This window comes from Neisseria sp. 27098_8_112 (genome assembly GCF_041433235.1).
Taxonomy (GTDB): domain Bacteria; phylum Pseudomonadota; class Gammaproteobacteria; order Burkholderiales; family Neisseriaceae; genus Neisseria.
Map to the genome: position 1 here is coordinate 71,798 of NZ_JAPWBB010000002.1, position 21,921 is coordinate 93,718.

28 protein-coding genes are annotated in these 21,921 nt (G+C 43.9%); 10 read left to right on the plus strand and 18 right to left on the minus strand.

Annotation, left to right across the window (positions count from 1 at the left end):
* Positions 1-5: 5 nt before the first annotated feature.
* Genes rimM through rplS form a run of 3 tightly spaced genes read left to right on the plus strand, consistent with a single transcriptional unit; the run spans position 6 to position 1,644 of the window.
* Positions 6-515 (plus strand): ribosome maturation factor RimM, encoded by a 510-nt coding sequence (gene rimM / locus O3682_RS01915; protein ID WP_371508171.1) that lies wholly within the window; start codon positions 6-8, stop codon positions 513-515.
* The gene (trmD, locus tag O3682_RS01920; RefSeq protein WP_128582212.1) at positions 515-1,264 is read left to right on the plus strand and encodes a tRNA (guanosine(37)-N1)-methyltransferase TrmD; all 750 of its coding nucleotides are present in this window, start codon (positions 515-517) and stop codon (positions 1,262-1,264) included. The genes rimM and trmD overlap by 1 nt, the downstream gene beginning before the upstream one ends.
* A gap of 14 nt (positions 1,265-1,278) precedes the next feature.
* A complete protein-coding gene (gene rplS, locus O3682_RS01925; RefSeq protein WP_003679470.1) occupies positions 1,279-1,644 on the plus strand; it encodes a 50S ribosomal protein L19 in 366 nt (121 codons plus the stop codon).
* Between the two features lie 211 nt (positions 1,645-1,855).
* Here rplS and O3682_RS01930 read toward each other — a convergent pair whose 3' ends face one another.
* Positions 1,856-3,265 (minus strand): PepSY-associated TM helix domain-containing protein, encoded by a 1,410-nt coding sequence (locus O3682_RS01930; RefSeq protein ID WP_371508172.1) that lies wholly within the window; start codon positions 3,263-3,265, stop codon positions 1,856-1,858.
* A 344-nt stretch (positions 3,266-3,609) separates the two neighbouring features.
* Here O3682_RS01930 and greA point away from each other — a divergent pair, with 344 nt between their 5' ends.
* Together greA and O3682_RS01940 are read left to right on the plus strand one after the other, a co-directional pair.
* Positions 3,610-4,086, plus strand: coding sequence for a transcription elongation factor GreA (gene greA, locus O3682_RS01935; protein ID WP_101755904.1), 477 nt, complete (start codon positions 3,610-3,612; stop codon positions 4,084-4,086).
* A 98-nt stretch (positions 4,087-4,184) separates the two neighbouring features.
* Positions 4,185-4,613 carry a DUF4149 domain-containing protein gene (locus O3682_RS01940; RefSeq protein ID WP_314513618.1) on the plus strand — a complete coding sequence of 143 codons (429 nt, stop codon included), beginning with the start codon at positions 4,185-4,187 and terminating at the stop codon, positions 4,611-4,613.
* 139 nt (positions 4,614-4,752) lie between these two features.
* On the opposite strand, the gene O3682_RS01945 is transcribed toward O3682_RS01940, so the two are convergent.
* A complete protein-coding gene (locus O3682_RS01945; RefSeq protein WP_371508173.1) occupies positions 4,753-5,514 on the minus strand; it encodes an OmpA family protein in 762 nt (253 codons plus the stop codon).
* 442 nt (positions 5,515-5,956) lie between these two features.
* Here O3682_RS01945 and O3682_RS01950 point away from each other — a divergent pair, with 442 nt between their 5' ends.
* On the plus strand, positions 5,957-6,907 hold the full coding sequence (locus O3682_RS01950) for a CysB family HTH-type transcriptional regulator (RefSeq protein WP_070607370.1): 951 nt from the start codon (positions 5,957-5,959) through the stop codon (positions 6,905-6,907).
* Positions 6,908-6,992: 85 nt separating this feature from the next.
* Here O3682_RS01950 and O3682_RS01955 read toward each other — a convergent pair whose 3' ends face one another.
* Positions 6,993-7,727, minus strand: a complete 735-nt coding sequence (locus O3682_RS01955; RefSeq protein WP_039862092.1) for a fumarate/nitrate reduction transcriptional regulator Fnr — start codon at positions 7,725-7,727, stop codon at positions 6,993-6,995.
* 162 nt (positions 7,728-7,889) lie between these two features.
* Between O3682_RS01955 and hemN the strand changes: the two genes are divergently transcribed.
* A complete protein-coding gene (hemN, locus tag O3682_RS01960) occupies positions 7,890-9,311 on the plus strand; it encodes an oxygen-independent coproporphyrinogen III oxidase (protein WP_371508174.1) in 1,422 nt (473 codons plus the stop codon).
* A 154-nt stretch (positions 9,312-9,465) separates the two neighbouring features.
* Here hemN and O3682_RS01965 read toward each other — a convergent pair whose 3' ends face one another.
* From O3682_RS01965 to O3682_RS02020, 12 genes are all read right to left on the minus strand, one after another.
* Complete coding sequence (locus O3682_RS01965; RefSeq protein ID WP_371508175.1) at positions 9,466-10,422, minus strand: IS110 family RNA-guided transposase; 957 nt, start codon at positions 10,420-10,422, stop codon at positions 9,466-9,468.
* 297 nt (positions 10,423-10,719) lie between these two features.
* The gene (locus tag O3682_RS01970; RefSeq protein ID WP_371508176.1) at positions 10,720-11,880 is read right to left on the minus strand and encodes a zonular occludens toxin domain-containing protein; all 1,161 of its coding nucleotides are present in this window, start codon (positions 11,878-11,880) and stop codon (positions 10,720-10,722) included.
* A complete protein-coding gene (locus O3682_RS01975) occupies positions 11,877-12,170 on the minus strand; it encodes a DUF2523 domain-containing protein (RefSeq protein WP_049337051.1) in 294 nt (97 codons plus the stop codon). Before O3682_RS01975 ends, O3682_RS01970 begins: the two co-directional genes overlap by 4 nt.
* A gap of 3 nt (positions 12,171-12,173) precedes the next feature.
* The gene (locus tag O3682_RS01980) at positions 12,174-13,694 is read right to left on the minus strand and encodes an IgG-binding virulence factor TspB family protein (protein ID WP_371508177.1); all 1,521 of its coding nucleotides are present in this window, start codon (positions 13,692-13,694) and stop codon (positions 12,174-12,176) included.
* Complete coding sequence (locus O3682_RS01985; RefSeq protein WP_371508178.1) at positions 13,687-13,899, minus strand: hypothetical protein; 213 nt, start codon at positions 13,897-13,899, stop codon at positions 13,687-13,689. The genes O3682_RS01980 and O3682_RS01985 overlap by 8 nt, the downstream gene beginning before the upstream one ends.
* A gap of 144 nt (positions 13,900-14,043) precedes the next feature.
* A complete protein-coding gene (locus O3682_RS01990; RefSeq protein ID WP_004464486.1) occupies positions 14,044-14,280 on the minus strand; it encodes a hypothetical protein in 237 nt (78 codons plus the stop codon).
* A gap of 81 nt (positions 14,281-14,361) precedes the next feature.
* Positions 14,362-14,640 (minus strand): hypothetical protein, encoded by a 279-nt coding sequence (locus O3682_RS01995; protein ID WP_293192424.1) that lies wholly within the window; start codon positions 14,638-14,640, stop codon positions 14,362-14,364.
* A 66-nt stretch (positions 14,641-14,706) separates the two neighbouring features.
* Complete coding sequence (locus O3682_RS02000; RefSeq protein WP_070843453.1) at positions 14,707-14,925, minus strand: major capsid protein; 219 nt, start codon at positions 14,923-14,925, stop codon at positions 14,707-14,709.
* 85 nt (positions 14,926-15,010) lie between these two features.
* On the minus strand, positions 15,011-15,214 hold the full coding sequence (locus O3682_RS02005; protein ID WP_049336678.1) for a hypothetical protein: 204 nt from the start codon (positions 15,212-15,214) through the stop codon (positions 15,011-15,013).
* Between the two features lie 13 nt (positions 15,215-15,227).
* Positions 15,228-15,539: a hypothetical protein gene (locus O3682_RS02010; protein WP_049336679.1), complete on the minus strand. Its 312-nt coding sequence runs from the start codon at positions 15,537-15,539 to the stop codon at positions 15,228-15,230.
* A 12-nt stretch (positions 15,540-15,551) separates the two neighbouring features.
* Positions 15,552-16,853: a replication initiation factor domain-containing protein gene (locus O3682_RS02015; RefSeq protein WP_371508236.1), complete on the minus strand. Its 1,302-nt coding sequence runs from the start codon at positions 16,851-16,853 to the stop codon at positions 15,552-15,554.
* A gap of 22 nt (positions 16,854-16,875) precedes the next feature.
* Positions 16,876-17,106, minus strand: coding sequence for a hypothetical protein (locus O3682_RS02020; RefSeq protein ID WP_108700225.1), 231 nt, complete (start codon positions 17,104-17,106; stop codon positions 16,876-16,878).
* A 198-nt stretch (positions 17,107-17,304) separates the two neighbouring features.
* Here O3682_RS02020 and O3682_RS02025 point away from each other — a divergent pair, with 198 nt between their 5' ends.
* From O3682_RS02025 to O3682_RS02035, 3 genes are all read left to right on the plus strand, one after another.
* Positions 17,305-17,637: a hypothetical protein gene (locus O3682_RS02025; RefSeq protein ID WP_049331146.1), complete on the plus strand. Its 333-nt coding sequence runs from the start codon at positions 17,305-17,307 to the stop codon at positions 17,635-17,637.
* A 613-nt stretch (positions 17,638-18,250) separates the two neighbouring features.
* Entirely contained in the window at positions 18,251-18,496 is a 246-nt protein-coding gene (locus O3682_RS02030; protein WP_371508179.1) for a DUF1289 domain-containing protein, read from the plus strand.
* 38 nt (positions 18,497-18,534) lie between these two features.
* Positions 18,535-19,521 (plus strand): TraB/GumN family protein, encoded by a 987-nt coding sequence (locus O3682_RS02035; RefSeq protein ID WP_371508180.1) that lies wholly within the window; start codon positions 18,535-18,537, stop codon positions 19,519-19,521.
* Positions 19,522-19,622: 101 nt separating this feature from the next.
* Here the strand turns inward: O3682_RS02035 and argF are convergent, their stop codons facing one another.
* The 3 genes from argF to O3682_RS02050 form a co-directional block, all read right to left on the minus strand.
* Positions 19,623-20,618 carry an ornithine carbamoyltransferase gene (gene argF, locus O3682_RS02040; RefSeq protein WP_371508181.1) on the minus strand — a complete coding sequence of 332 codons (996 nt, stop codon included), beginning with the start codon at positions 20,616-20,618 and terminating at the stop codon, positions 19,623-19,625.
* Positions 20,619-20,758: 140 nt separating this feature from the next.
* The gene (locus O3682_RS02045; RefSeq protein ID WP_371508237.1) at positions 20,759-21,514 is read right to left on the minus strand and encodes a methylated-DNA--[protein]-cysteine S-methyltransferase; all 756 of its coding nucleotides are present in this window, start codon (positions 21,512-21,514) and stop codon (positions 20,759-20,761) included.
* 6 nt (positions 21,515-21,520) lie between these two features.
* Positions 21,521-21,868, minus strand: a complete 348-nt coding sequence (locus tag O3682_RS02050) for a VOC family protein (protein WP_128581240.1) — start codon at positions 21,866-21,868, stop codon at positions 21,521-21,523.
* Between the last annotated feature and the right edge of the window lie 53 nt (positions 21,869-21,921).

Below are 21,921 nucleotides of genomic sequence, written 5' to 3' on the forward strand. Positions count from 1 at the left end.
CGACCATGACAGACACTCAAAAACGGGTAGCCATGGGCTACATCAAAGGCGTATTCGGCATTAAAGGCTGGCTTAAAATTGCCGCCAACACCGAATATACCGACAGCCTGCTGGACTACCCAGAGTGGCAGTTGTGCAAGGATGGCAAAACCCTGGATGTTGTGCTTGAGGCAGGTAAAATTGTCAATGGCGAACTTCAGGTCAAATTTGAAGGTATAGACGATCGCGACCAAGCCTTTGCCTTGCGCGGCTATACCATCGAAATCCCCAGAGAGTCATTCGCCCCTACTGAGGAAGACGAATACTACTGGGCAGATTTAGTCGGCATGACCGTCATCAATAAAGAAAACATCGTCCTCGGCAAAGTCAGCAACCTGATGGAAACCGGTGCAAATGATGTTTTGATGATTAAAGGCGAACACGGACAAGTCCTGATTCCCTTTGTCTCCAACTATATCGAATCTGTCGATACCGACAGCAAAACCATTATCGCCGACTGGGGTTTGGACTACTGATGCTGATTCAAGCCATCACCATTTTCCCGGAGATGTTCGACAGCATTGTCGAATATGGCGTTACAGGCAGAGCAAGAAAACAAAATCTTTGGCAGTTTCAAGCCATCAATCCCCGAAAATTTGCCGACAACAAACTTGGCTATATTGATGACCGCCCCTTCGGAGGTGGTCCGGGAATGATTATGATGGCACCGCCGCTTCAAGCGGCAATTGAAGAAGCCAAAGCAAACGCGCAAAAACCTGCCAAAGTAATTTATCTCAGTCCGCAAGGTCAGCCGCTGACACATAAAAAAGCCGCAGAACTTGCCGAACTGCCCCATCTTGTTCTTCTATGCGGACGCTATGAAGGCATAGATGAAAGACTGCTACAAAGCAGTGTGGACGAAGAAATCAGCATTGGCGACTTTGTCGTCTCGGGTGGCGAATTACCCGCCATGATGTTGATGGATGCCGTCTTAAGATTGGTTCCGGGTGTATTGGGCGATATACAGTCAGCCGAACAAGACTCGTTTTCAGACGGCCTTTTAGACTGTCCTCATTACACCAAACCCGTAGAATTCCAAGGCATGATCGTTCCCGATGTCTTACGCTCAGGAAATCATGGCTTGATTGCCGAGTGGCGATTGAAACAATCTCTACAACGCACTTTAGAGCGCCGACCTGATTTATTGGAAAAGCGCAGTTTAATCCCAAAGGAATCCCGCCTCTTAAAAGAAATCTTGCAAGAGCAACAGGAAATCCAATCATAACTTAGGAAAAACAAATGAACTTGATTCAACAATTAGAGCAAGAAGAAATCGCTCGCTTGAACAAAGAAATCCCTGAATTCGCTCCAGGCGACACCGTTGTCGTATCTGTACGCGTGGTTGAGGGTTCTCGCAGCCGTCTGCAAGCATACGAAGGTGTTGTTATCGCTCGCCGCAACCGTGGCCTGAACAGCAACTTCATCGTTCGCAAAATCTCTAGCGGCGAAGGTGTAGAACGTACTTTCCAACTGTACTCTCCTACCGTAGAAAAAATCGAAGTTAAACGCCGTGGTGACGTACGTCGCGCCAAACTGTACTACTTGCGCGGCCTGACCGGTAAAGCAGCTCGCATTAAAGAAAAATTGCCTGCTCGCAAAGGTTAATAGCCTTCATCAAAAACCCACTTCAATGAAGTGGGTTTTTTGTTTTTATACAAAAACTCCTTGTCTTTCTTACACAATCCTGCAAGCTAATCACAAAACACATCTCACGCATAAACTTAAACAGAATCGTAACTTCCCTACCTCTTTTAACCTTTATACAAAAGGCCGTCTAAAACAAAAGATTCAGACGGCCTTTAATCACATCAGGCGGTTATTTAAACCATCTTGCCAATGTCGGAATACGCGACAACAACAGTGTATCCAAAATCCAAATAACAGCGATTGCGGCAATGGCTGTTGGGAAAATCACAGCCAAAATCAGAAGTGGCACAGCCATTGCCCACCATACCGGCAATTTGATTTTCTGTGCAGGAGGAACCAAACCATGTGCTTCTGAAGGACGGCGTTTCCACCACATCACACAGCCGCTGACGCAGATGAAGATGACCGCCAAGCAGAACAAAACGTTCGCCAGCACGCTCCACCAGCCCAGTGTACCCATATGCAAAGCAATGCTTGCCGCCATGAATTTACCAAACCAGTTGTAATCATCGAAATGAATATCAGCCAGGATTTTGCCACTGTATTGATCAATGTGTACCGTACGATCCGCAGTCGGGCTAATCATATCGTAACTCATTGAGTCTTGTGACAGCGTCCATACACCGGTCTCACCCTTAGGCAAATTAAGCTGATAGCGACCTTTAAAGCCAATTTCGCGCGCAAAGCGGTCAACCGTCTCCAACGTCATCGGCTCACTCGGATTAATACCGTTTTCGCCCATTGTCGTACCAGAAACCGGCATAGGCGTCAGTTCCAAAATCCATGGCACTTCTTTGGATTTACCGTCGTTCAGCACATCACCATGGGTTGGTACAGAAGATACCGGATTAGGCTCCACACCCCATTTACCCACAGGAAATTGGCTCCACGCCTGAACCACTTTACCGCCCAAAATACCTGCCCAAGCAACGCCCGACAGGCAGAACAGCAATAAAATCAAAGAAACCCAAGAGCCAAATGCACCGTGCAGGTTGCGCCACCAAGAACGACCTTTGCCTGCTTTAGGCAAAAAAACAGCCTTCAGACTACGCTGTTTTACCCACCACAAATAAATACCGGTCACAATCATGATGATGGTTAGCGACGCAGCGGTTTCCAACAGGTAGTCACCTGTCGCCCCTAGCATAATATCGCCGTGAATTTCATCCATCGTGTGATACCAGCCTTGCCCGCGCGGCATCGTATTCACAACTTTTGCTGTATAGGGATCAACAGCAACCATAGTGGCTTTATCGTCATTGTTTACGCGGAATACGGCAACCATATCATCTGCGCGCGGCGCAATATATTGCACCACAGAGGCAGTTTCCGGATTCACAAACTGTCTGGCAGCTTCAGCCTGAGCCGACAAAGGCTGAACCACTGCCTGCGGCGTAACATGTATCCGCTCGCCTTCTTTACCGGTAATATTGGCAAATAGCAGCATTCCCAACCCTGTAACAGCCAGCAGAGTTAAAAACGGCTCAACCAAAAGTCCGGCATAAAAATGCCATCGCCAAACAGTCAAATAACGGCGGTTAGCCTGTTGTTCATTTTGGGAAGTTGGTTTTGTTTCCATATATTCTCTTTATATAGTTAAAGCAGACTAATTATTACGAATTAGCATCAGACATTTTAATCAAAAACATTCATTTAAGAAACCGTTTTTCCCATGCAGCTTTGAAATACTTCAATATTTAGTTTTCAGGCCGTCTGAAAAAACAAAATAGACAGAAAACAACACTTTACTGAAAATCCGTTTTAATCATTGCGGTTTCGGCAGAATTTGGTAGAATACAGGCATTACTTATTTATTCATCAAGCCGCCAAGCTTTGGCGGCTTGTATTTTTATTTCCAATCCGGCTACCGCGTGTGGCCGGATAAAATTTTAAAAGCATCATCATGCTTTCATGGAGAACTCAATGCAAAAAATCCCTTTGACCGTCCGTGGTGCAGAATTGTTGAAACAAGAACTTCAACACCTCAAAAGCGTAGCACGTCCAGAAGTCATTGAAGCCATCGCCGAAGCACGTTCGCACGGCGACTTGTCTGAAAACGCAGAATACGAAGCCGCCAAAGAGCGTCAAGGCTTTATCGAAGGCCGCATCGCCGAGTTGGAACACAAACTCTCTATGGCGCACATCATCAACCCTGCCGAAATCCACGCCGAAGGCAAAATCGTATTCGGCACAACTGTGACACTGGAAGATTTGGAAACTGAAGAACAAGTTACCTACCAAATCGTCGGTGAAGATGAAGCAGACATCAAAGAACGCAAAATCTACGTTGGCTCCCCCATTGCCCGCGCCCTAATCGGCAAAGAAGAAGGCGACATTGCAGAAGTTCAAGCACCCGGTGGCGTGCGTGAATATGACATCATTGCCGTACAATATATCTAAATAAACAAAAGGCCGTCTGAAAACATTTTCAGACGGCCTTTTGTTGTATCTAAAAACACCATAATCAAAGAAAGTGAAATCTTCCCAGGAGAAGCATAATGAATCTACTGTACAAAATTATCCAAACCGCTGCCGCCATGTGGCTTGGTATGCAGCTGACAGCAGGCTATGTTACTGCCCCTATCCTGTTCCGCATCCTGCCCAAAATGCAGGCAGGAGAAATTGCCGGCATTTTATTTGCGATTACAGCACTATGTGGCTTAGTTATTTTTGGCGCAGCCTATGCCTTTTTAAGAAAACCGCTGGCCTCACTTTCTTGGTGGATCTTGGTGCTTTGGCTACTCTTAGCCTGCAACCATCTTTTGGTTACGCCGGTTATCGAGGCACACAAGTACGGGCTGGATAACTGGCTCTTGTCTCTAGTAGGCGGTACATTCGGCATTTGGCATGGCTTATCCAGTATTATCTTTTTAATCTGTACGATACTGGCAGCCATGTGCGTATGGAAATGGCCTAGGCCAAACTAAACTGTTTTAATAAAAGGCCGTCTGAAAATAAATCTTTCAGACGGCCCTTCTTATTTTGAAATCACGAATTATCTTGATTACTCAAATACAAGCCATAAAAAAATGCCCCGCATATCGCAGGGCATTTTTCACAAACCGATTAAGGTTTAGCGTAACCGTGAACGCCATTGTAAGGAGCTGGGATCCAACCTTCATCAGTAGCAGGCAATTCGCCTTGACCTTCGATAGTTTGGCCTGGAGCAACTTGACGAGTAACAACGCTGCGGATTTTAACGTCAACGCGGCGATCAGGCTCGATACAAGCGATAAGAGCAGCACGTTTCTTAGCTTTAGAAACTTTTTTGCCCAGTTTAGCAACTTCAGCTTCACAAGTAGCAGTCATGCGAGCTTGAGATTCGCCCAAACCTACTGCAGAGATTTTGCTAGAAGCAACGCCACGCCCTACCAAGTAGTTAGCCACTACGTTAGCACGACGCTCAGACAGAGCTTGGTTGTATTCTTCAGAACCCATGAAGTCAGTGTGACCTTCAACACGTACAGTTTCTACGTTTTTGTTGCTCAGGCGTTGAGCCAAAGCGTCCAGGTTTTCTTGAGCTTCAGGACGCAGGTTGTCTTTGTCGAAGCCGAACAGAGTTTTAGTAGACAGGGAAACAGTTTCATCAACATACTCAGGAGCTTGTTGTACAGGAGCAACTGCTTCGCGGTCACCACATTCAACACGGCCTTCGGTAGCTTTGTCGAAGTAGCTGTTTTTCCAGCATTCGCCGTAGTTGTTACGGACGATTTCTTGAGATTGGCTGCTTACGGTGTAACCGTGTTTGGTGTGCGCTTCGCTGGCCATAGCGGTGCCAGAGGCAACCAAGGCAACGAACAATGCGCTTAATTTCAGCTGTTTGGTCATTTTATTCCCTCATCAAATTGTTATGCGGCGGACTAGGAAAGCAACCGCTGCAAAGTACCAATATACAGGCCGCAGTATCAAAACAGCGGCAAATCGGATATATCAGGTTGCACTATAAAGAAGCGCAAGGCAAACTGTCAATACTCGATGCCTTCAAACAATCATGAAGTGCCTGCTTCCTAGTAGTTAATCATGCCGAAAAATCAATCTTGTGTCATTAATTTAGGGCAAAATCAGACAATTCACCTACCTAAAGTTGTACAAAAACAACAAAACCCCTTTCCCTCTTCTTTCCTGAATTTCCTGTTTTCATATCATTAAAAGATATTTTCATTAAAAACAACCATTTTCAAAACTCGGGGCAAAACCGGGCAAAATATGTTAAATTACAGACCGTTTGTCGCACAAAATCCACAATAACAACGTATCCGATACTGTCACCATGAAACTGCAACAATTACGTTACGCCCTTGAAGTTTACCGGCACAATCTGAATGTCTCCGAGGCTGCCGATGCGCTTTTTACATCCCAGCCCGGCATTTCCAAACAAATCCGCCTGCTTGAAGAAGAATTGGGTATCCAAATTTTTATCCGCAGCGGCAAGCGTGTGGTTTCCGTTTCGCAACCGGGCAAAGCCGTATTAGAGATTTCAGAACGGATTTTGCGTGATGTACAAAACATTAAAAATATCGGCAGCGAGTTTACCGATCACGACAGCGGCTCGCTGACCATTGCCACGACGCACACCCAAGCGCGTTATGCATTACCTAAAATCGTTGCGGAATTTGTGAAAAACTACCCCAAGGTCAATTTGACCATCAAACAAGGCAGCCCTTCTGCCATTGCGCAAATGGTCAGCAGCGGCGAAGCTGATTTGGCAATTATTACTGAACGCATTGACGATCATCCTGAGTTGGGCAAGCTGCCCTGCTATGAATGGAATCATGCCGTCATTGTTCCACACGACCACCCTCTTTTGGACTGCCGCAATCCTTTAAGCCTTGAAGATTTGGCTTCTTTTCCGCTGGTTACTTACGAATTTGCTTTTAATTCCGGCAGCAGTATCGCGCGTACATTTAATAAAGCGCATATCGAGCAACCTGATGTTGCCTTATCGGCTGCCGATACGGATGTATTGAAAACGTATGTACGCTTAGGCTTGGGCGTTGGTTTGATGGCCAAAATGGCGTACGATCCCGCGGTTGATCAAGATTTACAGCTGATTGATGCGGCGCACTTATTTGAACCGTCGCCCACTTGGATAGCCTTACGCTCGGATACTTACCTGCGCGGTTACGCGTATGACTTTATCCAGATGTTTGCACCGAAACTGACCAGAGAAGTAGTCGACCGCATTCTGTACACGCCGGTTGTTGAAGATTTTTCAATTTAATATCTGACTATAACTTGCGTAACTTAACAATTATTCTTTAATTCTTGTTAAAAGGCCGTCTGAAATATTTCAGACGGCCTAAGATTCAGATAGCGTGCGAACAACCGGAAACCATTTTCTTCAAGGTTGTCGCATCTAAGATTTTGATGTGCTTGTGTTCAACCGAAATCAAGCCTTCATGATGGAATTTAGACAAGGTGCGGCTGACTGTTTCCAGCTTCAGCCCCAAATAGCTGCCGATTTCCTCACGCGACATCCGCAAGATAAAATCATTGGCGGCGAAGCCTCGTGAATAGAGTCGCTGAGACAGGTTGAGCAAGAATGCTGCCAATCGCTCTTCAGCGCGCATATTGCCCAAAAGCAACATAACGCCCTGATCTCGGACAATTTCACGACTCATCAAGCGGAAAAAGTGAGAACGAAGGCTGGGAATATCCTGACCGAGTTCTTCAATATGTGTAAACGGAAGCTCGCATACCTCGCTGTCTTCCAAAGCCACAGCATCACAGCTGTGAATATGGGAACAAATCCCATCCATACCGATCAGCTCGCCCGACATAAAAAAGCCGGTTACCTGATCTCGTCCATCTTGGCTGGCGACTGTTGTCTTAAAGAAGCCCGCACGGATGGCAAACAAAGAGGTAAACGGCTCGCCGGCACGGAACAGGTATTCACCTTTTTTCAGACGGCGGCTTTGACGAATAACCGCGTCCAATTGTGAAAATTCGTTAGGCATCAGTCCTACAGGCAAACACAGCTCGCGTAAAGAACATGTGGAACACAAGGTTTTCATTTGATGTGTTGCATTGTGTGTGGCCATAACGCACCTTTAATTTGCTTAGTTCTCTCAATCCCTGATTAAGCCGAATAACTATTGACCCATGTCAAAGTCGGCATATCATTATGAGGCATTCTACCAAACTATCGAAATTTTGACTAAAATTTTCCCTAATTTCCTTACTTCATACTACAAGCCCCGACCATGAAAATCATCCCCATCTCAAATAACACCAACACAAACAATGAATTACCGGAATTCGACCGCGAATTGATTGCCAGTTTGCCATCAAGCGGTCCACGTTATACATCCTATCCGACCGCCGACCGCTTCCATGAAGGCTTTAAAGAAGCCGAATATATCCAAGCTTTAAACCTGCGCAACATGGGCGCGCTCAACAAACCCCTTTCGCTCTACATCCACATCCCCTTCTGCAATACCATCTGCTACTACTGCGGCTGCAACAAAATCATTACCAAAGACAAAAGCCGTGCCGATGCCTATATCCAATATCTGGAAAAAGAAATGGAGTTGCTGGCACCGCATTTGGGCGGACGACACCAGCTTGCACAACTCCACTTCGGCGGCGGCACGCCCACATTCCTGAGCGACGACCAACTCGAACGCGTATTCGACATGATCCGCAAATACTTCCAGCTGATTCCCAACGGCGAATACTCCATCGAAATCGACCCGCGCAAAGTCAGCCGCGAAACCGTCCTCAAACTGGGCAAACTCGGTTTCAACCGCATGAGTGTCGGTATTCAAGACTTTGACCCTAAAGTGCAGGAAGCCGTCAACCGCATTCAAAGTTATGAAGAAACCAAAGAAGTGATTGATGCCGCGCGTGAAGCCGGGTTTAAATCGGTCAGCGTCGATTTGATTTACGGCCTGCCGCACCAAAACACCGAAAGCATCAAAACCACCATCGATACGGTCTTATCCCTCGATCCCGACCGCCTTGCCCTTTACCACTACGCCCACCTGCCGCATATCTTCAAACCGCAACGCCGTATCGACACCAATGTCGTCCCCGGCAGCGAAGAAAAACTCGATATGCTGCAATATTGCGTTCAAACCCTGACCGAGCGCGGCTACGTTTTCATCGGTATGGACCACTTTGCCAAACCTGACGATGAACTCTCCATCGCCCTCAAAGAAGGCTTCCTGCAACGCAACTTCCAAGGCTACTCGACCTATGCCGACTGCGACTTGGTGGCGATCGGCGTGTCCTCTATCGGCAAAATCGGCAGCACCTACTCCCAAAACGAGCGCGACATCGATGCCTATTACGCAGCACTCGACGCCGGACACCTGCCCATCATGCGCGGCTACCAGCTTAATCAAGACGACATCCTGCGCCGTAACATCATTCAAGATTTGATGTGCCGCTTCTCGCTTGATTATCAAATTTACGAAAGCGTGTTCGGCATTCCGTTTAGCCGTTATTTCGCGGTCGAGCTGGAAGACATGAAACAACTGGAAACCCTCGGTCTGGTTCGTCTCAAACCGCACGGTCTGACCGTTACACCGAAGGGCCGTTTCCTGATCCGCAACATCGCCATGGTATTCGACTACCATTTGCGCCATAAAGAAACCAAAGCCAAATACTCACAAACCGTATAAACAGGAATGGAAAAGATGATATATTGGCCTGTCAATTATTAAAATAAGTTAATTTCTTATGTTTATGTTTTTAATAGGTATTTAGTTATTGCATTTTCAACAGAAACGACAAAGAACGGCTGTTTTTACAGCCGTTTTGTTTTGTATGAAATTGTTAAACCGTCTGATGACGCGCTTTATCAAACGGTTTTTTAGTCTTGTGTATATAAAAGGCGATTTTTGCCAATTTCCGCATTAGTGCAACAATGATTATCATCTTAGGCTTTTTTGCCGCTTCCAAATTGCTTACAAGTTGAGGAAATGCATTCATGCGGTAGGCAACAAGGGCAGGCATAAACAAAGCCCGTTTTAATTGGCGGTGTCCGTATCGGCTCAATCTGCCTTTTTTATTGACACTTGTCCCTGATTGTTCAATTTTTGGACTTAGACCGGCAAAGGCTACAAATTTATTCGCTGTTTCAAAATTCTTATCTGTCAAGTGTCTTAGTAGGATCACTGCGGTTTCTTTTCCTATTGCCGGTATGATTTGCAGGTTTTGATATTCGATATTTAGGCTTTCTTTCTGTTTTATCATGCCATCTATCCGCTTTGATGTCTGATCTATTTTTTCTTCAAGTAGTTCTATGATTGCTTCATGGGTTGATTTTATGTAGATGTCTTTTGCAGTATGCAACCTGTTTTGTGTTTCTTTTTGCTGTTCCTTGAGTTGTTGCAGCAGATTAACCAACTTATAGAGTATTGGATTTTCAGACGGCCTAAACGGTGTCAGTTTGTCTAAGTGTCGGTTTGCAAATTCGGCGATAAGTTTTGAATCTGCTTTGTCTGTTTTGGTATGGCTAAACTGACTTTTTGCGTATTCTTTTATTTTCAAGGGATTAATTACATAAACGGTATAGAGTGCGCTCAAATATTCTGCCGCCTGTTCGTAGTAAATGCCTGTTGCTTCCATACTTATGGCAATTTTTCTGATTCTTTTTGTTTTTATCCAATTAATCAGATTCTCAAATCCTTCTGTATTATTTGATATTTTTATATAGTCTTTGTTTCCTTTAGTTGTAATCAATGTTGCGTCTATCGTGTCTTTAGATACGTCTAAACCTATTACATTCATTTCATTTTCCTTATTTATTCAGCCTGATACGGCTATGATGATATTCAATCTTTAAGGTAATTGGACGGTTCGACATATCTTTTCCTCAGTTTTTAACTCTGGTCGTTATACTGTCTAAACCGCCCAGGCTTTTGTTTTGCGCTTAAACAAAAACCTGTAAACCGTCTTAATTAAAACGATTTACAGGTTTCAATTTAATTTACCCAATTTCAAAAAGGCGGGAGTTCCCGCACCCCGTTGATATTTATTTAACCGTTGATTCCGCTTAGGCTACATCAACAATTAAATAAATATCTCTTAACTGCCGACCTTTGCACCGTTTTGGAATCCTGTTGTTTCGCCTGCTTCAACATAGCCGTCATACATCAGATTTTGAGGGCTTTTACCGCCCATCGTAAGCACTTGTCCATTTTCAGGCGCGTAGGCTGTCTGCGGTGCTGTTTGTGGCTGTTGTACGGTTTGATGCTCGTCCTTGTACGGGTTAAACGGCAAGCCATTTTTGACGTAGTCTTTGCACATGACTTTTGTGATTTCTTTCAGCGGTGTGCCCTGGCTTGAGTAACAGGTACATCCGCTTTTGCCGCCATCGACACAGCCAACAGGGTATTCAAATGTTTTGACTTGGCGGACGCCGTTGTAGATGGGTTTGCTTTCGGGTTTTTCGACGAGTGTAGGTACAAAATCTTCAGGTTTGAGATTTTGCCCTATATCGGCAGTCGCAGGACTAGTTTTTGGTTCTACGCCATCTACATCGGATGCGGCTATTGTTGACGTTGTTTGCTGTTCATCCGCGCTAAATCGTTTGCTCATGTTGTTTATCGTGTAAAGCGTGAAGCCTATTAAAAGGGGAATAAACAGGACAACGAATATCAGGCTTTTGGGAATGCGACGTTTCGGCTTAGTATGCACTTCAGCAGACTTGTACATGCCAAAAGACTTTTTAGGAACTACAAACGTCCGCTCAATGGCTTTAGCAATATTTACGCTGCTATCGGGCTGGTCAACGCATTCGTTCCATTCGTAAAGCTTACGTCCCACTGGCTTGATTGAAACGTGCATATGCCTTTGAACGAGCTTTCTTACGAAACTATCAAGATAACTTGGATGTTGAGTAATCAGGACAATATCTAAACCATGATGTCGATGTAATGCCAAAGCTTCTATAAATGGAGGTACTTTTGAAGCTGCTGAACGTGTGCCCATCAGCCTTTGCACTTCGTCTATGATGACGAGCGAGCCATAAGGGAGAAAATCTTGAAATGGCTTTTCTTTAATTTGTTCATCTGTAAGTTCTTCATGTTCTATCTTCAATTCAGGAATGCCGTTGACGAACAATGGACGTTTTTTCTTTACTCCGTCTTTATCAGTAAAATGTGTGTAGCTTTCGTCTGTCATAAGCATATTGACGACAGAGCTAGTTTTTCCGCTACCTGGTACACCAGTTTGTAAAATAATCACTTAGCTTTTCCCCCTGGAATAAAGGATAGTTTGCTGATACTTTGCATGGCAACGTTAAATGCAAATGCACCGAATATCAGACCTAATGCATGGCCGAAACCTGCCATCATGACAATTTGAAGAATGTCTGACGGCATTGAGTTGAACTGATTTTTTACGTAGTCTTTTATAAAACCTAATCCAACTGTAAAACCTGTATAAGTTACAAAACTAATGCCAAGGGCAATAAATACTTTTGCAACAATATAGGTTAATAGCCTTTGTAATATGGCGAAAAACGCAGCTTTCATGCTTTAATCCTTTCTACTTGAAAACATGATATATGCTGCTGCTACCGCAGCGATACCAATCACAAGGAATCGGATCATTTCGGCAAAATTACAAATCATGTCATATTTAAATTCCGTGGTTATGCCCAAATAGGTTGCAGTTCTTGGAGCAGGGCAAACACCATTATCGGGTAGAAAGAAATCAGGGCTAAATGTTGTATCGTTATTTGTATGAGGAATTTTGAAAGGTTCTTCTTGTTCCTCTACATCGCCTTTTTCTGAACAAGCTAATATGTCAGGGAAAACATTACAAAGTAAGCCTTTTGATTCTTCTTTCTTGTCATCTTTTTTATCTTCTTTTCTTTTATCTTTATCAGATGGATCATCATCCGGATCAGGCTTATCATCTGGACGTTTATCAGGCTTATCATCAGGTTTTTTATCGGGCTTTCCATCAGGATTAGGCGCAGGATCTGGATCAGGCTTTGTATTGGGTGCTTCAGATCCGCCCGGTGTCAAATCAGGACGTTGAGTAGTTGCGACTTCTGCCGTTGTATTGCCGTTGGAGTCTTTGCCGAAAGTTATGGTAATTTGAACCGGTTTACCGTTTTCGGGAGTGACAGGGCCAATTGTTACAACAGTACCGGCAGGGACTGATACTTTTTCGTTATATTCTGGTTTGCCTGTGCCTTCTACAAATGGCGTGGGGTTACTATCTATTGATGGGGTTGCGATTTTTAGGAATTCTTGAGAATCCAAGACTGTAGGGAATGTACCTTCTTTCAATTTGAAAGAAATAGAGCTACGTGAATCACTACCATTTGAAACTGAACAACTTCCGCCGTTTAAATCGAATAAGCATTTACTAACATTATATTTAAGATATTCTTTATTGCCATCATCAACTAAATATTGCCTACGTTCAGGCCAATAATTATTAGCCATCGCTTCCATTTTCGATTGCATCAAAAATTCTGCTTCAGACCTACTTTTTCCTCCGAGTTTATATGCTCTGATGATTGAAGAATCAACACCTGTACATTCATATTCTTTATATATTTCATTTGGATATTCGCCCCTTCTATCCCAAATGCACAATTTATTATCCCAATATTTAAGGAATTCTTCAGATTTTTCATCATATTTGTAGCCAGCAGATTCAATTGGGGATTTAACAGCTTGATAAGCTTCGTAGGCAAGCAGTGCGCCGCCTATGTAGAGATTGCCTCGACTTGAAACGGCTAGTTTTGCGCCACTTTTAACTAGACCGAATGCGCCAGAAAGGACGGCTTTTCGGGATACTTGGGCTTCAACCGTTGCATTTACAGTTTGTTTTGCCAAATACCCTTCATAGCGAGCCTTCATAGCTTCCGTTTGAAATTTACGATATAGATTATCAGAAACAGACCTATTCCAAGGCTGCTTATCCCAGTGTGCTGTATGCTGACCATTATAAGTAACTGATTTACCTTTAATATTAATATCGCCAGCAAATAAATAAGAACTTCCCAAAAAAAAGAAGAAAAACAAAATTAATTTATTCATTTCGTACTTTTTCTATTTCCTTCTTCTCTTCTATAGATCTATTTAAATCAGCCATGAACTTAACCATATCAGGATCTGATGGACTCGGTTTTTTTGGACTTGTATTCATTAAATAAAAATCATCGTTATCCGATAATTTATTATTAGATTTAAATTTATTTTGAATAAAACCTAATAAATTTATAACTAGATAAGATACCATCATGAAATATCTAATTTCATTAGGAATAAAAATAATATTTAAAAAATACAATAAATAGAGAAGAACAAAAACAAGATTAAAAATTCTAATAAACATAATACTAACTTTCGTAATGGTTGCTGAAAGTTAGATTATATCGCTTCTTCATTAAAACGAACCATAACCACTGTCTATCATGTCTTCAACCGTACTATCTTCAGGCATAAGACCGGCATCAATAAGGAAATTTAAATAATCCTGATGTTGGTCATAACCATCTGACCAAACCCTATCCATATACTCTTCATGCGTTTCATGATCAGAGTCAGGCTCCATAAAGTCACCGAAGCCATAATCTGCCCCGCCATAACTAGCTCCTTGTTCATACTCAAAATCATCTTCCATATCATTACCTATTTAAAAATCATCCAGCCCACCACGACCGGAACAAACACACCTAGATAAAAATAAAAATCCATCATGGTTTTACCTTAATTTCTGCCATATCAACCTAATACCCCAAACCGCTGCCATGATGGCAACAACTGACCAGCCTATATAGGATCCGTCCTTCATGCTGTCTATTGGGTTACATTCTGGCAATTCAGCTTTTAAAATCTGTTCCCCATATTTCCAGCCAAACTTATTAAAATTGAGCTGATATAGCTTTCCGTCATCGCCAATTTTGGGAGGCACTAAACTGAAATAGACGTTTTCGGCATCCTGACGGGTTGCATAACAATTATTTCCGACTTGGTAGCCCATTATTAAATACTCATGTCAATTAGTATTCAGACGACCTTTAAGGGGTCGTCTGAAATATGCTTCAAATTAGCGCAATACGCGGCGGATCAGCTGGATAGCAAAGATTGAAGCGATAATACCCAGTACGATGGCCGCAACGGATAATGCGTCAGTTTTGGCAGTAGCCAAGTCGGTTTTAACGCTTTCAGGTACTTCGGCCAATGCTTGAGTAGCGAAAGCCAGAGGAGCTGCGGCAACAACGGCCAGTTTTGCGCCGTATTTACGGCAAGTGTTCATCAATTTCATGATGTTTTCCTTAACGAAATGTTTAAAAAAATGTGTTAGCGGGCTATGTGAAGGTTTTAGAGACCGCCCGCCGAGCCTCTTAAACTTAATCTTCTTTTGTATAAAAACTAAAAATTAAAAATTCGCCGCCGATTTCTTCAATCGCCGAACTGAAAGCATCTTCATAACTTTCATATTGACCGGCAGATTTAATGTTAGGCGTAAAGCCAATATCGCCGAATGGATCGGGATAGATAAATTCATGGTTTTCGAGTTCTTGTACAATAAATTTTTGCTGATACTTACTCATGATTCAGCCTTTCTTAGGCTTTGGGCGCTGCGCCTTTAACTTGGAAATCAAGCAATTTTGGAACAAGGCCTTTACCTGTTGATTCCATTGCAACGGTTACGTCAACCGCGCATGGGAATTTAAGATTTTTCAGCTTGTCGAAATTATGGCTATCGCCAAATTTCATGCTTGCCGCGGTAAAGCCTACGGCATTGCCGTTTGAAGGCATAGGGCTGGCTACCAAAACAGTGCAAGAATCGATTTTGTTACCGTCGATTTCGCCTTTGAATTGTTTTGCTCCCAAAAGGGTTGCTGAATACGTGGTTACTTGGCTTTGCTCAAACATTTTGAATTTCCTTTACTTGTTTAAAAAATTTGAAATAATTTTCTCTTCGAGTTCGATGTCTTTAATGTGTTGTTTTTCCCTATCTTGTGGGAATGCGGTTTCTTTCTCATCAAGCAAATCATCAAGTAATGTTTGCATGTTCAAATCATCAATTGCTTTTTGCTCTTCGTGTATATACTGAATCTTTTGTGTCTGATCTCTACAATCGTATTGTTCAGGTTGTAACCCTTTGGGATAACCTTCAATGCCTTTTACAAGTTCATCGACGATTTTTGTATCATCCCAGCCTATATCGCGGAGGAAATTAACCATTTTTCCAACCTGATTACGCGCATGGAACAGTTTGTGATCGAAAGATAAATTTACTGTTTCTGTCTTGGCATCCATCCGCTTGGCTTCTGTTTTGAATATCGCCGTACATATCGGATAAGCACCGCCAAGATACGAACCGGGATAAAGCAAAACATCTAAGGGAATTTCTATATCGCCCGCACGAAATTCAGTTTCAAACCTGACCCATGGACTATTGACATCGCCAAATTGTTTTCCTTTCTCATAAACGCGAGTGAATTTTGAATTGCCGCGTTTACCTACATAAAAGGTTTTGCCGCTACCATCATCATTGCGCCATGCAGTACCTCGACATTCGCTTTTAGGCCTCATGTTATGAACGTCAAAATGACCGTTGTCATGATCAAGTAATGCTTGATCGGGTGTGTATTCGCCGTTAAAAAAATCATGGGCCACATCAACACGGGTAATTTTTGGACGTATGCACTTACTTAAAAACTCATACAGTCGGTTTTCCCAACCGGGTATAGCAGCCTGACAACCTGTACCATTCAATTCAACTAGCATTGTTTCTCGCTGACCGCCATAATGAACCTTGCCATATTCGACGTTATCCGGGCCTAGTTGGTAACAGCTTTTATAGAAAAACTTTCCTTTGAACGGTAATTTTTGGGTAATGCCAAAACCGAAAATTTCTTCTAACAGCTCGCTATACTTCACAACAAATTCCGTATCGGATACCAATCCTTTGCCTGTTACTTTCGGCAAACTGTCTTCGTGAATCGTAAAAGTGATTTGGTCAATAAATGCGCCGTCATCCCTTCCTCTTCTTAACGGTATTTCAATGAATTTGCCTTTTCCATCCGATACGAAATGACTGAAATATTCAAACTTAAAATCTTGGTTATCCGATTTTTCCGCACCCTTCGGATTAGGGGTTTTATTTTGCTCCCCCCCTATTAGCCTAGGGGGGCAGCCTTCGGCGGTTGTCGCAGCCTTGCCGTCCGCTGACGCGGCCGCCATGTCTGCGCCTACCGCCACGGCTTTATATTCCAAGGCTTTCACGGTTGCATTCCTTATCCATCAGTTCTTTTACAAACAATCTGCCGCATTCATACGCTTCGTTTTCGGTTTTTTGTTTCAAAGTCGGATTGCGGATAGGGAAACAAACTGTTTTGATGCATTGGGATTCGTTGTCTTTATCCCTGAACACTTTCAAGATGTATGCTTTCGGGAAAGATAAGGGTTCGGGATTGACGGTATAGAAAATAAACATGATTAAGCCCCTTCACTGGCTAGAGTTAAGGGGCTTTACAAGAATTAAGAATATGCGCCCCTGATGGAACGCAATATATAAGGTCGTCTGAAAATTTTCAGACGACCTTTGTTTTTATTTTCAATACTTTCGGGTAACATAAAACCATACTTTCCGCTTTATCAGAATTCAAAGTTAATTTGTATAGGCGCGTATCCTATGGTTACCGAACAGCAAAACGATATCCTCAGCATCAATCAAGTACAGCTTCTCCTTGCTGAAAAACGCACGGCACTTGCTATCATGCGTACGGGCATTGCCGTTTTCGCACTCCCTTTGTCTATTTTCAGTGCGCTGATTGCGACATCGAAATGGTACGAGGCCGTTGATGTTTGGCCTTTGCTCGTACTGGTCAGTCTGATGAACATCAGCTTGATTATTTTCTCGGTCTATCTGATTACCCGCTCGCTCCGTAGAATGCACCAATATGACCGGCTGATTGCCGATATCAAATACAACAATCAGTCTTTGCGCAAACTGATTAAGTCATAAAATGCAGATAGTTGGGGCTGAACATAGGTTGTCTGAAAATCAAAATATAGCGGAACTCCAAATATGTATTAAAACATGATTCTGTCAAACATACCGTAATTGCTCTTGGAGATGTTACTGTATACTTTGCTCCCCCCATTTGAATCGATACGATACCATTGCAGTAATTGAGATTAAAATGAACAACAAATATAAAGAATGGATAAAAATCATACTGCTCCCTCATTTAATAACGGCTATTTTTTTAGGGCCGGCAATAATTGTTTTTTGGTCAGGTGGATTTATCGGTCTCTATTCTGTTATAAACGTGTTCAGTGAATTAGGTTCGCTTAAATATTATATTTATATTGGAATTCCTTTAATTTTTATAATGTTCTTACTTGGGTTTTATTGGAAAAATCTGACAATAGGGAAGATACTGACCTCTTCTGCGATATATTTATGGTTTCTCTTAGGTTTTTTATGCCTAGGGTGGCAGATATAAACTTATTGAAATGATCAACTCAATTGGATATTAGGAACCCTGCTGGATACACCGATCGTGTGTAGACAAATACGAATGCAGTCTGCAATTTTGGTTTGTCCGGTCTCTTGTCTCAAACGCTTTTAAAATATGGAACAACCTGATTTTTTCCCCATTCCCAGCCCCTGCATCGGCGTCTGCGAAGCCAATGCCAAAGGTTATTGCAAAGGCTGCCTGCGCAGCCGGGAAGAGCGCTTGTACTGGCTCCAGATGACCGACAGCCAAAAGCATCAAGTCATGCACCTTCTATCCCTCAGGAAAGCCAAAATCCGCAACCGCAAAACAGAAAAGCCCGACACGGGCGAATATCCGGTTCAAAACCTGCTCGATTTCTAAATTGCCCTTGCCTACCGCACACCACAATAAGGAAAAACATGAAAAAACTGCTTGCCTGCCTGCTTGTACCATTGACTGTCCTCACCCTGGGCGCCTGCAAACCCGCTGCAACTTCACCCGAAAGCAAACCTGCCGAACTTAACTGGCAGCAGCCTAAACTGACCAGCAATGTTTGGAAAATCAGCAAAGAAGGCCAACCAGACTCCTATCTGTTCGGCACCATCCACATGGGGAAAACCAATCAGACCTTGTCTTCCGATGCCCTCAAACTGTTGCAATCCACCAACCAACTGACCACAGAAGTTGACGCATTGCCGGACAGCAGTCCGGAAACAAAAAAAATGTATCAAAAATACTTCAAAGAAGTCATGAGTACCGAACCGCTCAGCCGCAAGCTTGGCAAAGCAGATTTCCGTCTTTTACAAGAAATCTATTCAAAAAATGAAGAAAGCCGACCCATCGCCAGAATTGCCGACAAACTCCACCCGTGGGCAGCATTGGTTTTTGCCGGCAGCGCATTTCCCCAAGGATATAGCGCAGAAACCGGTGCAGATATGTTGCTGACCAACGCAGCAGTCAATATCAACAAACCGCGTGGTTCATTAGAAAGCTTGGACGATGTTACCGCGATCTTCAAAGCCCAGCCTGAAGAAACCATGCTCAACTTTCTGAAAGCCAGCATTAAAACCAATAAAGAAGAAACAGAAGATATCAAAAAACTCCATCAAGCCTATTCAGGCGGCCGCTTTGAAGAACTCATTCCACTTTTGGAAGAAACCGAACAACGCACCCTCAAACTTGTTGATACCAAGTACGCCAAAGCCATGTCCGATTGGCTGAAAAACGACCTCCTGATCCGCCGCAACTTGGCATGGCTGCCTGAAATCCGCAAGCAATCCGCCAAACAAAGCACCCTCTTTGCCGTCGGTATTGCCCATTTACCCAGCGAAAAAGGCTTAATCGAACTATTGCGTCAAGAAGGCTATCAAGTTACCCCGGAACCTAAGGTTTTAATTTGGCAATAAACCTTATCAGCAAACGACAAGGCCGTCTGAAAGTCTTTCTTTCAGACGGCCTTTATTCAATCTCTATTAAATCAAGCAGTAAGCAATGTTGAGCGTAACAATCAATCGCCCAATGCCGCTACCATCACCGCTTTAATCGTATGCATCCGGTTTTCTGCCTGATCAAACACGATGCTGGCTTCGCTTTCAAAGACTTCTTCCGTTACTTCCACACCATTCAGGCCGAATGTCTCATAAATCCATTCGCCGACTTTGGTTTCACGATTATGGAAAGCAGGCAGGCAATGCATAAACTTGACTTGCGGATTTTCAGCCGCGGCCATTAATTCGGGCGTAACTCGGTAATCTTTCAGCAAATCGATACGTTCCTGCCACGCCTCTTTAGGCTCACCCATGCTGACCCACACATCGGTATGGATAAAATCCACGCCTTTCACGGCTTCCTGCACATTCTCCGTCAACAGAATCCGTCCGCCGGTCTCTTTGGCAACAGCCTGCACTGTCTCGATAATGTTTTCAGACGGCCACAAACTTTTCGGTGCACCGATACGCACGTCCATGCCCAGTTTCGCAGCCAACACCAGCAACGAATTGGCCATGTTGTACCGCGCATCGCCGACATAGGCAAACGCAATCTGGTTCAAAGGCTTGTCGCTATGCTCGCGCATCGTCAGCGCATCAGCGAGCATTTGGGTCGGGTGGAACTCGTTGGTCAAACCATTGAACACAGGCACGCCTGCATACTTGGCCAGCTCTTCCACCACATCCTGTCCAAAACCGCGATATTCGATACCGTCAAACATCCGCCCTAAAACACGCGCCGTATCCTTAATGCTTTCCTTATGCCCGATTTGGCTGGCAGACGGCTCCAGATAAGTTACCCCTGCCCCTTGATCGCGCGCGGCCACTTCAAACGCGCAACGGGTGCGGGTTGATGTTTTCTCAAAAATCAGGGCAATGTTTTTTCCCTGCATCCGCTGCACCTCGCGCCCTGCTTTTTTAGCAGCTTTCAATTCGGCGGCAAGGTCAAGATAGGTAGTGATTTCTTCCGGCGTAAAATCCAAAAGTTTTAAAAAATGGCGGTTTTTCAGGCTCATGTCTTATTTCTCTTTTTTCTAGCGTGGGCGTTGCCCAACATTTTTCTCCATGCAGATTTCGTCGGGCTTCCACCGACCTTCTGCTGCTCAATTTTTTTTAACGTGCGAAGCCTGCTAATAGTGCAGCCCCTTATCCTCTATCAAAACAAGGCCGTCTGAACCTCGCCTCGCTCCAAAGCAAGCAACGATTGTTTGCGATTCAAACCGCCTGCGTAGCCGGTCAGCTTGCCGTCGCTGCCGATAACGCGGTGACAGGGAATCAAGATAGACACCTTATTCTGCCCGTTTGCAGCGGCAACAGCGCGAATGGCTTTAAGATTACCCAACTGCTGCGCCTGCTCCTTGTAGCTGCGCGTTTCGCCGTAAGGAATGGTCAGCAGCGCATTCCACACCTGCTGCTGAAAAGCTGTACCTATCGTTTCCAAAGGTGTCGCAAAAACTTTCAGACGGCCTTGAAAGTATAAATCCAATTCTTGGCGTAAAAGTTGCGTTTGCTCATTTTCTTGGAAAATAAACTGCCCGTGCAAAGCTTTTTGGACAGCCATGATTTCCTGTTCCATATGCTTCTGCCCGACAAATTCCAGCAGACACAAACCCTTACTGCCGAACACCGCCAACATCTCGCCCAACGGCGTAGCAACCGCAGCCGCAGTCAGTTCGTGCGGACTTTCAGGATAACGCGTTTCCAACAGTCGGATAGCTCGGCGGATACGGACATATTCTTCAGGCGCGCAACCGATACAGTCAATAAAATCCTGCTCGAACTGCTTGGCTTTGTGTTCCGTAAACCGCTCGTGTATCAGGGCTTCAAGGTCGGCGGAAAAGTCTGTTTCCAATAGTTCTCGGATTTCATTCCACTTTGCTGGAAGCGCATCTAAAGAAGGCAGAGTAATCATCTGCATTTACTCCCGATAATCAACAAACCCCAAACGATTACCCGACGGATCAAAAAATTCCACAGCCCATCCGGTACGAATACGGAAAGGTTCACTTAGAAAACGGATATTTCTACCCTGTAACGCCGCATACTTCGCCCGCACATCATCCACTTCAATCCACACGGCAGGCGTCATATTAGGAAATTTTTTCCGCTCTTTAAGAATAATAGCAGCTTCTTCTTCGCCCACCCGAAAAGCAACCATACCGCTTTCGGAAAAGTCGAATTTAACGGGCAAATCCAGTACATCTTGATAAAAACGGCAACTAGTAGCCAGATCATCTGCAGGAAAGAAAAAATTATCGTACTTCAATTTTTCTCCTTATCAACTAATTGTTATCGCAGTATTACTTAAGAAAAATATAC